The organism is Candidatus Dedyshia acidiphila, from assembly GCF_051025295.1.
In the GTDB taxonomy this organism is placed as follows: Bacteria; Acidobacteriota; Terriglobia; order Terriglobales; family Acidobacteriaceae; genus KBS-83.
The window spans coordinates 103049-115873 of record NZ_JBMGJV010000001.1 but is presented as its reverse complement, the minus strand read 5'-3'; the positions used below and the strand labels follow the sequence as shown (position 1 = coordinate 115873).

12 protein-coding genes are annotated in these 12825 nt (G+C 64.2%); 3 read left to right on the top strand and 9 right to left on the bottom strand.

Translation table 11 applies throughout. The features are described 5' to 3' along the window. Positions 1-118: 118 nt before the first annotated feature. Positions 119-2752, bottom strand: a complete 2634-nt coding sequence (gene gyrB, locus AC5IJH_RS00500; protein ID WP_491900819.1) for a DNA topoisomerase (ATP-hydrolyzing) subunit B — start codon at positions 2750-2752, stop codon at positions 119-121. A gap of 324 nt (positions 2753-3076) precedes the next feature. Between gyrB and AC5IJH_RS00495 the strand changes: the two genes are divergently transcribed. Continuing rightward, positions 3077-3964: a hypothetical protein gene (locus AC5IJH_RS00495; protein WP_491900818.1), complete on the top strand. Its 888-nt coding sequence runs from the start codon at positions 3077-3079 to the stop codon at positions 3962-3964. Positions 3965-3993: 29 nt separating this feature from the next. Then, a complete protein-coding gene (locus AC5IJH_RS00490; protein WP_491900817.1) occupies positions 3994-4206 on the top strand; it encodes a hypothetical protein in 213 nt (70 codons plus the stop codon). Positions 4207-4303: 97 nt separating this feature from the next. Here the strand turns inward: AC5IJH_RS00490 and rpmA are convergent, their stop codons facing one another. From rpmA to AC5IJH_RS00475, 3 genes are all read right to left on the bottom strand, one after another. Further along, the gene (gene rpmA, locus AC5IJH_RS00485) at positions 4304-4573 is read right to left on the bottom strand and encodes a 50S ribosomal protein L27 (RefSeq protein WP_491900816.1); all 270 of its coding nucleotides are present in this window, start codon (positions 4571-4573) and stop codon (positions 4304-4306) included. Positions 4574-4615: 42 nt separating this feature from the next. After that, positions 4616-4945 carry a 50S ribosomal protein L21 gene (gene rplU, locus AC5IJH_RS00480; protein ID WP_491900913.1) on the bottom strand — a complete coding sequence of 110 codons (330 nt, stop codon included), beginning with the start codon at positions 4943-4945 and terminating at the stop codon, positions 4616-4618. Positions 4946-5139: 194 nt separating this feature from the next. Continuing rightward, the gene (locus tag AC5IJH_RS00475) at positions 5140-6492 is read right to left on the bottom strand and encodes a glycosyltransferase family protein (protein ID WP_491900815.1); all 1353 of its coding nucleotides are present in this window, start codon (positions 6490-6492) and stop codon (positions 5140-5142) included. 171 nt (positions 6493-6663) lie between these two features. On the opposite strand from AC5IJH_RS00475, the gene rpmB reads away from it, so the two are divergent. Continuing rightward, positions 6664-6852 (top strand): 50S ribosomal protein L28, encoded by a 189-nt coding sequence (gene rpmB / locus AC5IJH_RS00470; protein WP_491900814.1) that lies wholly within the window; start codon positions 6664-6666, stop codon positions 6850-6852. A 68-nt stretch (positions 6853-6920) separates the two neighbouring features. On the opposite strand, the gene msrB is transcribed toward rpmB, so the two are convergent. Genes msrB through AC5IJH_RS00445 form a run of 5 tightly spaced genes read right to left on the bottom strand, consistent with a single transcriptional unit; the run spans position 6921 to position 12796 of the window. Further along, the gene (gene msrB, locus AC5IJH_RS00465; RefSeq protein ID WP_491900813.1) at positions 6921-7358 is read right to left on the bottom strand and encodes a peptide-methionine (R)-S-oxide reductase MsrB; all 438 of its coding nucleotides are present in this window, start codon (positions 7356-7358) and stop codon (positions 6921-6923) included. A gap of 47 nt (positions 7359-7405) precedes the next feature. Beyond that, positions 7406-7798, bottom strand: coding sequence for a RidA family protein (locus AC5IJH_RS00460; RefSeq protein ID WP_491900812.1), 393 nt, complete (start codon positions 7796-7798; stop codon positions 7406-7408). Positions 7799-7832: 34 nt separating this feature from the next. After that, the gene (locus AC5IJH_RS00455) at positions 7833-8885 is read right to left on the bottom strand and encodes a glycosyltransferase family 2 protein (protein ID WP_491900811.1); all 1053 of its coding nucleotides are present in this window, start codon (positions 8883-8885) and stop codon (positions 7833-7835) included. A gap of 37 nt (positions 8886-8922) precedes the next feature. Further along, positions 8923-10443 (bottom strand): MATE family efflux transporter, encoded by a 1521-nt coding sequence (locus AC5IJH_RS00450; RefSeq protein ID WP_491900810.1) that lies wholly within the window; start codon positions 10441-10443, stop codon positions 8923-8925. A 58-nt stretch (positions 10444-10501) separates the two neighbouring features. Next, positions 10502-12796 carry a RelA/SpoT family protein gene (locus AC5IJH_RS00445; RefSeq protein WP_491900809.1) on the bottom strand — a complete coding sequence of 765 codons (2295 nt, stop codon included), beginning with the start codon at positions 12794-12796 and terminating at the stop codon, positions 10502-10504. Positions 12797-12825: the final 29 nt, after the last annotated feature.

The window sequence follows — 12825 nt, the reverse complement described above, 5'->3', positions numbered from 1 at the left end:
AGGCCCGCGAGGAGGATGCGCCGGCGCTGCCGGGCAACGCAAGCAAATTCGAGCTGCCCACAAGAAAACGGCCGCTGCGGTGGATCAGCAGCGGCCGTTTGCAACTTGCGATGGCGGGTTAGATATCGAGGTTCTTCACGTCCAGCGCGTTCTCTTCGATGAACTTGCGGCGCGCTTCGACGTCTTCACCCATCAGCGTGGTGAAGATCTCTTCGGTGCCGGCGAGATCTTCGAGTTTCACGGAGAGCAGCGTCCGCCGATCGGGATCCATCGTTGTCTCCCAGAGCTGCGGCGCGGTCATCTCGCCCAGGCCCTTGTAGCGCTGCACCTGGTACTCCCGGCGGCCCTGCTCGATGACGTAATCGAACAGCTCACGCGCGGTGCGCTTCTCGACCGGCTCCTGTGGCGTGCGCGGGGCCTTGCGCACAGCCTTCTCGGTCAGCGCCTTACCGGTTTCTGTGTCGGAGCCATCCTCGGCCACGGCCTCTTCGACCGCTTCCTCGGTAGTGCTTGCAGCAGCCTTGCCCTTCGCGGCGTACTCGATCAGGAACGGCGGCTGCAGCTCTTCGCGAATCTGCGCATGCTTGGCCATCATCTGCCGGTACTCCGGCGCCGAAGCCAGGGCCCAATCGATGTTGCGGACCGCACCCTGCGCATCCGCGAACGCAACGGACCAGGTCTGGTGCTCTTCATCGAGCACCGGATCGGTGACGTTCTTGAACTGATAGCTCTTGCGCATGTCGAGCAGTGCCTTGTGCAGCTCGAGCACCTTCGCGGGCGGCTTGCCGTTTTCGGATTCGAAGTCGCTTCGCTTGACCATCTCGAGCCGCGCCAGCAGCGTCGTGACCTCTTCGTTGCGGAGGCGCTTGTCCACCTTGTCGAAGAAGCCGAGGTAGTCGTTGAGCTGGCCCATGAAGCGGGTCAGTGCGCTCCCTTCGAGCTGCTTGCGATCGTTGGCGTCGGCGCCGTAGCGGATCACCATGCCGTCGGACGCGCGCTTGACCATCACCTTCACAAATTCGCGATCGTCCTTGATGTACTGCTCGAACTTGCCCTTCTTGATGCGATAGAGCGGCGGCTGCGCGATGTACACATGCCCGCGCTTGATGAGCTCCTGCATATGGCGGAAGAAGAAGGTAAGCAGCAGGGTGCGAATGTGCGAGCCGTCCACGTCGGCGTCGGTCATCAGGATGACCTTGCCGTAGCGCAGCTTGCTGGGATCGAAGTCATCCTTGCCGATGCCGCAGCCGAGTGCGGTGATCATGGCGCGGATTTCTTCGTGGCCCAGCATCTTGTCGTAGCGGGCCTTCTCGACGTTCAGGATCTTGCCCTTGAGCGGCAGGATGGCCTGGAACTTGCGGTCGCGGCCCTGGCGTGAGGTGCCGCCTGCGGACTCACCCTCGACCAGGTAGAGCTCGCAGCGATCCGGATTGCGCTCGGAGCAGTCCGAGAGCTTGCCGGGCAGGCCGCCGCCATCGAGCGCGCCCTTGCGCCGCGTCAGGTCGCGTGCCTTGCGCGCGGCTTCGCGGGCGCGGGAGGCCTCGATCGCCTTGTTGATGATGCGCTTCGCCACCGGCGGGTTCTGCTCGAGGAACATGCCCAGCCGCTCGTTGATGAAGGCCTGCACCGTGCCGGCGATATCCGAGTTCAGCTTGCCCTTGGTCTGGCCTTCAAACTGCGGCTGCGACAATTTGACGCTGATGACGGCGACCAAACCCTCGCGCACGTCGTCGCCCGAGAGGTTCTCCTTCATGTCCTTGAACAGCCCGAGCGACTGGCCCGCGCTGTTGATGGTGCGCGTCAGCGCCGTGCGAAAGCCGGAGAGGTGCGTGCCGCCATCGACCGTGTTGATGTTGTTGGCGAATGAGAAGACCGTCTCGGAGTAGCCGTCGTTGTACTGCAGCGCGATATCGATCTCGATGTTGTCGCGCGCCGCTTCCATGTGGATCGGCTTGTCGTGCAGCACCTGCTTGCCTTTGTTCAGGTGCTTGATGAACTCGGCGATGCCCCCGGCATAGCGGAACTCGGCGCGCTTCGCTTCGCCGGTCTTCGCATCGGTCACACGCTCATCGGTCAGGGTGATCATCAGGCCTTTGTTCAGAAAGGCCAGTTCGCGCAGTCGCTGCGCCAGGGTGTCGTAGTTGTACTCAGTGACAGTGAAGATGCTCTTGTCAGGCAAGAAGTGGACTTTGGTGCCCCGGCGCTTCGTCGTGCCGGTCTGCCGCAGCTTACTGATGGGTAGGCCCTTTGAGTACTCCTGCTCGTACGTGTTGTCGCGCCAGATCTCGACATCAAACGCCTGGCTGAGTGCATTCACGCACGAGACGCCAACGCCGTGCAGGCCGCCGGAGACTTTGTAGTTGGACGAATCGAATTTGCCGCCAGCGTGCAGCTTGGTAAGCACTACCTGGACCGCGGGCATCTTCTCGCCGTCCGGCAGCGTCATCTCGTCGACCGGAATCCCGCGTCCGTCGTCGATGACAGTGATGGAATTGTCGAAATGGATGACGACTTCAATGCGCGTGGCATGCCCCGCCAGCGCTTCGTCGACCGAGTTATCGACGACCTCGTAAACCAGGTGGTGCAGCCCCATCTCGCCAGTCGAGCCGATGTACATCGCCGGGCGCAGCCGAACCGCCTCCAGCCCCTCGAGTACTTTGATATTGCTTCCGGTGTAGCTGCCGTCGGACGCGGGTTTCGCGTCCCCGGTCCCGGTGGGAAGAATGGCTCGAGCGATCTCTTGAGTGGACATGAAACTCCGTGGTGAACCGGGGCCCCGGTATCCACCCTTGCAGTGGACTAAGTGCAAGTCAAATGTGAGACTTGCGAGCACCCCGTGTGTAGGTTTATTGTACCACGCCAGGGCTCGTTTTCGGGGTTTCCCAGCCGGGTGCCCGGGCCCTCGTTGCAGGGCCATCGCCGCCTCTCGCCGGCGCTCCTCCCGATTGTTCGTGTTACCGAACAACAGGCGAAAAATCCCCCTTTGGGAACCCACCAGTAATAGCCCATCGTTACTTCAAAAGGTTCAGGGAACGTTGAGACTGTCCCGCTCCGGGAGATATCTTCGAAGGAGTTCATGTTTGCGCTCTCTCATCCTTCGGTGCACGGCTGGCTGACCATCGTCACGGCTATCCAGACACTGCTCCTCGCTGCGGGCCTCATCCTCGCGTGGACCAGCGAGCGCACCTACCCGGCGATGCGCCTCTACCTGCTGGCCAGCACTGCTGCCAGCCTGATGTTCTGCGCGCTGCAGGCGAACTGGGCAAACCTCGGGCCGCACCGCACGGAGATCGCCAGCATTCTCTTCTGGTCGGGCTACGGCATCTGCGGCCTGCTTACGTACGTCGCCGCGGAGCAGATCTTCCGCGATGCGCTCACGCCTCTGCCGGGGCTTCGCCGTCTCGCTTTGGTGGCGTTCCGCTGGGTTGCGCTGATCTCGGTGGCGTTCGCGATCGTGCCCGCCATTGTGCCACTCTTCTTCCGCGCTCACTCGCTCGAGGTCAGCACGCTACAGGCGATGCGCTGCGTCAGCGTGCTCGAGTTCTGTCTCGCCGCCTTCATCCTGCTCTCCGCCCAGGCGCTTGGCATCACGCTGCGCAGCCGCATCGTGGGCATCACGCTGGGCTTCGGCGTACTCGCTGTCGTGGACACCGTTTGCTTCCTTTTCCTGTTGCGCGAGGGAACGCTGCTGTTGCCCTGGCTGCTGGTGCGGGAGAGCGGAGCCACCGTCGCTGCGCTGATCTGGCTGGTGTCACTGATGCGGCCAGAGCCGCTGCGTGTGCCGGTGCTCCTGCGCAATCAGTCCCAGCTGCACAAGTGGAATGAGATCGCGATGGCCCTGGGCAAACCGGCGCCCCATATCGTGATCGGACAGCCGGAGCCGAGCGCGTTCTTCCTGCGCGACGTCGAAGGCGTGGTCGACCGGGTGCTCAGCCGCAACAACCAGCCCCCCGCCGCCAGTTAAGCCGCACCACGCCAGCATCCAAACAGGGTATGGGCCGGCCATTCCTCACAGCACCACTCGAACGCCACGTGCGTTCCATCTGGAGCAACTTCAGCCTTTCGGTATTGCTTCTGTCACTGCTCACGCCTCTAACCGGCTGCCTCTTCGTCGCTGGACGGCGCAGCAATGGAAGCTGGTTCTTCTGGCCGTTCGGTCTGCTGCTCCTGCTGCCACTGTGGTTTGGCATGCGGCGCCGGCGCTAACGACCGTCAAAATAGGAAGGGGCCAGAGCGGATGCTCTGGCCCCTTCGGGTCTATGGTCTATGGTCGGTTCTTCGGGGAACTCGTGGTGAGCTCGTCCTAGGCGGTCGGAAGCTCTTGAGCCTCGACGGCGACGAAGCGGCCGCTCTTGCCCTTGTCCAGAAACTTCACCTTGCCGGTGATCTTGGCAAAGAGCGTGTCGTCGCTGCCACGGCCTACGTTCAGGCCCGGCTTGATCTTGGTGCCACGCTGCCGCACGATGATGGAGCCGCCGGGAACGACCTCACCCGCGAACACCTTCACCCCAAGCCGCTGTGCATTGGAGTCGCGGCCGTTTTTCGAACTGCCTAATCCCTTTTTATGTGCCATCTCAGATCCTCAAAAACTCTCGGTCGGGAGTGTGGGTCGCGCTTACTGCTGTGCGCGGAAGGTCGTCCCGTCGACCTCGATCTCGTTGATGCGCACGGAAGTGAAGGCCTGACGATGGCCCTGCATCTTCTTGTACTGCTTCTTGCGCTTGTAGTGGAAGACGAGGATCTTGTCGCCGCGTCCGTCACCGAGCACGGTCGCCGTCACCTTGGCGGTCTGCGGCTTGGCCAGTGAGCCTTCGCTGGTCAGTGTGGCGAGCACGTCGCTGAACTCGATGGTCTCGTTCGGCTCGACGCCGGTCTTTTCGATGCGCAGCACGTCGCCGGGCGCGACGCGATACTGCTTGCCACCAGTGCGGATCACCGCGTACATAAAACCTCCAAGCCTTGCCATGCAGGCCGGTCTCTTCAGATCAGTTAGCCGGATAAACGCTTCGAAAGCCCGTGACTCGAATCGCGCTCGAAAAAGCCGGATGAGCCGGTACTCGCGGGCCGTGCTCACTCGCTACCTCACTCAGGCATGCAGAGACGCACAGGCAGAATCGCCGGAACCTAGCTAGTCTATCGTCAGTGTCCGGACGGGTCAACCGCGCGCTGCGGGTCATTTGAGCGCCGCGGCTCCGCACTTTGGAACAGGAACACACTCAGGAGCGCAATCAGCGGCTCGAGCGGGTGGCGGAAGCGCGCGTGCACGGTCACGAAGTAGTAGACCAGCGGCAGGGTCAAAAACGCCCAGGCGACCAGCCAGGCACCGGGAACCCGCCGCCAGAGCGCCAGCGCGAGCCCCAGCAGGCCCGCCGTGCTGAGAAATCCGTAGTTGAGCGCTCGCGGCAGCCCCGTCCAGAGCGACCGATCGCTGCCCGAGGGCACGCCGTACCAGTAAAAGAACACCCTTTTCAGTGTGTTGCGAGCGAACAGACCGCGATCGGCCCGGATCGTCGCCATGGCCTCGGCCCCACGCACCTTTGCGTACTGGTACTCGCCGAGTTCGGCATACGCCCGGTATTGGATGGGGTCTTCGTGCGGATGCTCGTATTCCATAAGCAGACCGCGTGCCCCGGGCCCATTGCCGAGGTAGAGCTCTGCCCCGAAGTTGGCGCGCAGCGGGACGAAGTGACTGAAGACGCGCAGGTTGCGCAGCATCCAGGGTGCCAGCACGGCAAAGAAGACAATCCCGCCAAAGACAGCCGCTGGCAGCACACGCGTGCCCTGCGCAGTCCAGACGACCCACAGCCCGGCGAACGGCAGCAGGATGACCAAAGCCGGGTTCGACAGCGCGATCAGCCCCCAGACCAGCCCAAACAGCCCCCAGTCGCGCAGCAGGCGGCCCGGCGTGTAGGTCTGCTGCCGGAGCCGCATGGCGAGCGCAAGGGCACAGGTAAAAAGGAGCGTGCTGAGCGAGGTCTCCCAGATCCAGCGCACGGCGTACTGCATTGCCGCCGGGTAGAGCGCCCACAACCAGACCGACCACCGCAGGATCTGCGGGCGCCCGGCAAACATGCGCCGCGCAATCGCTGCCATGGGAAAGACGGTCAGCGCGCTGGCGAGTGAGTTCAGCGTCAGCAGCAGCCACGCAGAGAGCGGGGAGTACACCCCGGCGACCCGGAAGACCCCTGAAATCAACAGCGGATAGAGCGGCCCCACCCAGGCCGTGGGTCCGGTATGGCCGTGGAATGGATCGGCAAAGCCGTAGCCCGTGGCCAGCGCGCGGCCGATGCGGCCCATCTCCCACCCGAACTCGAAGTGATCGGGAAATGGCCGGGTGCGGTAGGTGTGGGCCAGCGTCAGGTAGGCAACGCGCACGAGAAAACCTGCCCAGAAGGCGAGCCGGACGGTGTTGCGTGACCCCACATCCTCGGCAGGGGACGAGCTGAGCGGTTGGTGGGCGGCCGAGGCCGGGGAGACGGGGCGTGCAGGCATGGGTACGGGTTGGGACCTGTCCAGTATGCCGGGAACTGCCCGGAAAGCGGTCCAGTTTGGCTCGCGGGGGAGCTTGCGGTACACTAAGCACTCGCGCGCAGCGGACTGCCGGCTATCCGTGTGTATCCTCCGCCGCGCTACAAGTTCTCAATCGAGCTCTGGAGTTACGTGATGGCACAGGTTTGTGAAGTTTGCGGCAAGGGTCCGCAGTTCGGCAACAACATCTCGCACGCGCACAACGTGAGCCGTCGGCGCTGGAATGTGAACCTCCGCCCGGTCAAGGCGAAGGTTGGCGCGGCCAACAAGCGCATTCGCGTGTGCACCAGCTGCATCAAATCCGGCAAAGTTACGAAGGCTTAAGGGGCGATTTTGTATCGCAAAAGCCCCGCCGCGGCGGGGCTTTTTGCTGCTCAAGGTAATCGTGGCGATTACCTCTTCTCCGGCTTCTCCGGATCGAAGTCGAGCGCGATCGAGTTGATGCAATAACGGAGCCCGGTCGGCTTCGGGCCATCCGGGAAGACGTGGCCCAGGTGGGCGCCGCAGCGGGCGCACATCGCCTCGATGCGCTCCATGCCGTGGCTGGTGTCGGTCTCGGTCACGACCGCGGTCGGGCTCACCGGGATCCAGAAGCTGGGCCAGCCGCTGCCCGACTCAAACTTCGAGTCGCTGCGAAAGAGTTCTGCCTGGCAGGCGACGCAGCGGTAGATCCCATCGTCGTGATTGCGGTAGAGCGCGCCTGAAAACGGCGGCTCCGTACCCTTCTGGCGCGTGACGTAGTACTGCTCCGGTGTGAGCTCCTTACGCCACTGCTCGTCGGTCTTCTCGAGCTTCGGGACCTCGCCCGTGGTTGTGTTGGTCTCTGCCATGGAACCTCCTTGTCGGTCCTGATTCGCAATCATTGGATGACGCCCGCTTACGGGAGGTGCGCGATCACTTCGATCTCGACCAAAGCGTCTTTCGGCAGGCCGGCGACGGCAACGGTCGAGCGGGCCGGCAGCACTGCTCCGTCGGTGCCGAAGTAGCGGCCGTATATCTCGTTCATGGCGGCAAAGTCGCCCATGCTCTTCAGGAAGACGGTGGTCTTGACCACCTGGCCGAGGTTGCTGTCGCCCGCCGCGAGCACGGCTTGGAGGTTCTGCAGCACGCGTTCTGTCTGCTCGGCGATGCCGCCCGCGACCAAGGCGCCGGTTGCCGGGTCCAGCGCCACCTGGCCGGAGGTGTACAGGAAGTTGCCGACGCGCACGGCCTGCGAGTAGGGGCCGATGGCGGCGGGTGCGCTCTTGGTAGCAATGGACTGCGGAATCATGCGGTGAGGTTCTCCATTTCGGCGGGTTGAAGTGTCAGAGGTTCTCAAATTCAGCCGGGGGCGTCTGTGAGAAGAGTGAGTAGCCGACGCGGGCGGCTGCGCCGGTCTCGTCGTCCTGCTTGGGCAGCACGACATCCTTCGCCATGCTGAGCACGCCGCGCGCGCCTGCCTGGTAGCCGCGCCAGGTGGAGAGTGCGCGGGCGAGCCTTGGCGCTCGCGAGGAGGGCAGCTCCAGCCGCTGGCGAAGAAAGGTGTGCTGCGCGAGGATCGCTGCGGCTGCGCCACGGGTGCGGTCGATGGGCAGCCGATCGAAGGCCGCGATGACATCCTCGAGTGCGACGCGGTGCGCATCGACCGAGGCCCACTGCCGCAATGCAAGGTTGTCGAGCGTGCTTGACCGGCGCAGCTTGCGATTGCCGAGCCCGACCTGCTGCGACGAGTGGCGGCGATAGCGCACCAGCGGCTCCGGCACGAAGCAGATGCCCGAGAGGCAGGCGATCATCAGTGCGATCCAGCCATCGTGAATCCACTCGCCGAGGATCGGGAAGAGGTACGGCCGGTGCACGGCGCGGAACATCACCGTTGCGCCCGTGATAAAGCGGAAGCGCGCCAGAGGCGTGTAGTTGCCGAGCCGCAATTGGCGCCGTAGCTGTGGCGTGAATTTGAAGTTGCGCCAGAGTGTGGTGCCGGTCGGCTGCCCATCATCGTCGATGACGAGCGCGTCCGAGAAGACGAGCCCGCACTCCGGATGCGCTGCGAGCGCTTGTTCGCTGCGGGCAAGCCGTTTGCGTGCCCAGATGTCGTCCTGATCGCTGAGCGCGATCAGGTCACCTGTGCAGAGCCCGATGGCCTGCTCGAAGTTACGATTCGATCCGAGGTTGACCGCATTGCGCACGATGCGCACGGGGAATGGAGCCGTCGCGGCGAACTCGGCGGCGATGTCGAGCGTGCGGTCGGTCGAGCCGTCGTCGCAGAGCACCAGCTCATCCGGCAGCCGCGTCTGTTCGAGCATGCTGGCGAGCTGCGCGGGGAGGAAGCGCTCGCCGTTGTAGGTGCAGAGCGCGATCGAGATGCGGGCGTCGCTCAAGCCGCGTGTGCGCCCTGGCGCCGGGTCGAAGAGAGGGTCATAGGAAACGCTGCAGCGCCGCCCGGGCGCGCGTGCGCTCCGAGGCGTCGACTGCCACCCACCATGCTAGAGCAAGGCTGGCGAGTGCGGAAATGGCGAGCAGCAAGGGCGGCCAGGGCAGCAGAGCCATGCTGCGCCAGTATGGCAGCAGCAACAGAAATGGCAGCACGCACAACGCGGGCCGCGCTACGCCACGCCACAGGAACACGGGACGCCGCACCTGGGCCGACGACCACGTGAGCGACATGCTGACCACGAGATGCAACGTGAGTCCGACAAAGGCGCCGAGCAGGGTGCCCAACGCCACTCCGATCGCACCCATGTGCCGGGCGAGCAGGATGCTGGCGACGAGATTCACCAGAGCTTCCGCGATGGGTGAGAGCGTTGCAAGCCGTTGCTTGCCCATCGCGATCACGGCCAGCGAGTAGGGGCCGCCGAGCTGCCGCAGCACATTGGCGATCACCAGGATGCGCAGGTAGAGCGCGGCATGCGTGGCGTACCCGCTGCCCACCCACGCGGTGAGCAGCGGGTACGCTCCGAAGATGAGCGGCACGCTGACAGCCCACAGCAGCAGCGCGCCATAGCGCGTGGTCTTGACGATCAGCTCGCCCATCTGCGCCGGGCTGCGTCGCAGTTGCAGCGACGAAAGCGCCGGCAGCAGCGGCGACATCAGGTTGCCGACGATCACCAGCATGAAGTTGGTGGCGCTGCCTGCTGCGGCGTAGAACGCGGTGTTCGGGAAATCGTAACGCGCAACGATCGCTGTATCGAGCCCGCTGATGCAGATGCCGCTCAACGTCCACAGGGACAGAACGCCACAGTAGTCGGCAAGCTGGCGCGCGGTCTGGCGATCGAAGAGGAACAGCGAGAAACGCACGCGATCCCGCATGAGGTGCCACCAGCCATACACCTGGAACGCGGATGTCGCGAGGTTGAACGCGGCCAGCGTGATCGCCATCTGGAGCAGCGTGCCGTGCGCGAGCAGCACCACCACCAGCGCGATGGAGGAGCTGACGCGGCTTACGGTATAGAGAACGGTCGGGAAGCCGTAGCGCTGGAGCCCGTTGAAGACGCCGGCGAACACCGACACCGGCAGCCCGAGGCAAGTGGAGATGCCGACCCAGATGAGAGCGAGCCGCACTGGATGCAAGAGCGGGGGCGGCATACCGCGAAAGATCTGCGGCACCTTCAAGACCAGAATGCCGAGTCCGAAGAGCGCGAGCAGCGAGACCGCGCAGAGGATGGTGAACGCGGTGCTGACCAGGCGTCGGCTCTGTTCGTGCTGGCCTGTGGTGTCGTACTCCGCGATGAATTTGCCGATGGCCGTCGAGAGGCCGAGGTCGAGGAAGTTGACGTACGAGCCGAGCTGCAGGATGAGCACCCACGCGCCGTACTCGGCGGTCGACATCCTGTGGACCAGGAACGGCGGCAGCGCGAGCGACACCAGCATGGACAGGAAGACGCGCAGCAGGTTCGACGCAGAACCGTGAAGGACGCGCCGGATGTGGGAGCTCGGCATCGGATATGTCTTTGCGAGAGTAGCAGAATGCGCCGGAGAGCCGGTGTGATCGAAAGAGCTAGACCTTGCTGGCGCGCTCGACATCGCGCACGCCGGCAAGTGTGCGCAGCCCGATGACCATGCGGTCGAGGTGGGCGACATCCTCGGCTTCGACGATGAACTCGACAACGGCTTCGCCATCCTGGCCGGCGCGGGAATCGACGGAGCGGATATTGGTGCCGTCGTCGCTGATGATGGCGGTCAGGTTCTTGAGCATGCCGGCACGGTCGTCGCAGTAGACCACCACGCGCACGGGGTACGTCTGGCGGCGTCCACGGTCGCCCGCGCTCTCCTTCGACCACTCGACCGTGATGCGTCGGTCGGCTTCGTAGAGCAGGTTCTGCACGTTCGAACATCGCCGCGCATGGACCGCGACCCCGCGTCCACGAGTGACGTAGCCGATGATCTCTTCGCCACGGATCGGATTGCAGCAGCGCGCACGATAGACCAGCAGATCGTTCTGGCCTTCGACCTCAAGCGCCTCGGTACGCGGATTCAGGTGCAGCCGGCGTACCGTTTCGCCGGGCGTCTTGCCGTCGATAATCTCCGGGTCAGCTGAGGGCGCCAGCAGACTGGGCTCCAGCTTATGCAGCACCTGCCGTGACGAATACTTGCCAAAACCGATGCCGGCCAGCAGGTCGCGCTCGCCGCCAACGCCGTATTCGTTGGCAACGCGAGTGTAATCGGCTTCGTTGAAGCGGGTGAGCGAGACCTTGTATTTGCGCGCTTCGCGATCGATCAGCTTGCGGCCGATCTCGATCGCGCGCTCGCGCTGGTGCTCGTTCAGCCAGTGACGAATCTTGTTGCGCGCACGCGAGCTTTTGACGAAGGTGAGCCAGTCGCGGCTGGGCGTGTGGCCGTTCTGCGTGATGATCTCGACGATGTCGCCGTTACGCAGACGCGCGCGCAGCGGCACCATGCGGCCGTTGACGCGGGCGCCGGTGCAGGCCTGCCCGACCTCGGTGTGGACGGAGTAGGCGAAGTCGACCGGGCTCGCATCCTTGGGCAGCACGACGACCTTGCCCTTGGGCGTGAAGGTGTAGACCTCTTCGGGGTAGAGGTCGATCTTCAGCGTGGAGAGGAACTCGTTCGGGTCGGACATCTCCCGCTGCCACTCGACCAGCGAGCGCACCCACGCGAGCCGCTGCTCATCCTTGCTGCTGATCGGGTCGCCGTTGGCCTTGTACTTCCAGTGGGCGGCGATGCCCTCTTCCGCGACGCGGTGCATCTCTTCCGTGCGGATCTGCACTTCGAACTGGTGGCCGCTGGTGCCCATCACGGTTGTGTGCAGCGACTGATACAAGTTCGGCCGCGGCATGGCGATGAAATCCTTGATGCGGCCCGGCACTGGACGCCACAGCGAGTGAATCAGCCCGAAGACCGCATAGCAGTCCTGCACGCTCTTGGTGATGACGCGCACGGCGAGCAGGTCATAGACCTGGTCCATGGAGCTGCGCTGCTTCTGCAGCTTCTGGTAGATGGAGTAGAGCCGCTTGATGCGCCACTCGACGCGCGCCTCGATGTGGTGCTCTTTCAGCTTCTCGGCGAGCATGCCCTCGACTTCGGCGAGGAAGTCTTCGCCTTCCTTGCGGCGCTCGTCGATCGCGGTCTGTACCTTGTCGTAGCTCACCGCATCGACGTAGCGGAAGGCCAGGTCTTCGAGTTCGCCGCGCACCTTGCCCATGCCGAGGCGGTGCGCCAGGGGCGCGTAGATGTCGAGCGTCTCGCGCGCGATCGTCTGCTGCTTTTCCGGTCGGAGATGCTGCAGGGTGCGCATGTTGTGCAGGCGGTCGGCGAGCTTGATCAGCACGACGCGCACATCGCTGACCATGGCCAGCAGCATCTTGCGCACGTTCTCCGCCTGGCGGTCCTCGGAGTTCGCGAACTGGATCTTGTCGATCTTCGTGACGCCTTCGACGATGTGCGCCACCTGCTCGCCGAAGACGCGGGTGATGTCATCTGCCGTGACCGGCGTGTCTTCGACCGCATCGTGCAGCAGCCCGGCGGCGATGGCGGTCGAGTCGAGCTTCATCTCGGCCAGCACGTGCGCTACTTCAAGCGGGTGCAGCACATATGGCTCGCCGGAGGCGCGCAACTGTCCCTGGTGATGCTTGAGCGAGAAGTCCCACGCGCGACGGATGATCTCCACGTCGTCGTTGGGGCGGTGGGCGCGAACCGTGTCGATCAGGGCGCGGAAGCGGGCGTCGGTCAACGCGCGCGTATCGCTGGCCTGGTCAGAGACCCTGCCGTCGAGAGGTCCCGCCGCCGCGCCGGATGCCTTAGCCCGGGCAGGCGTTGTCCGCGCGGTCGCCATGCCTGATTATAGGCTGATGCAGTTTCGTC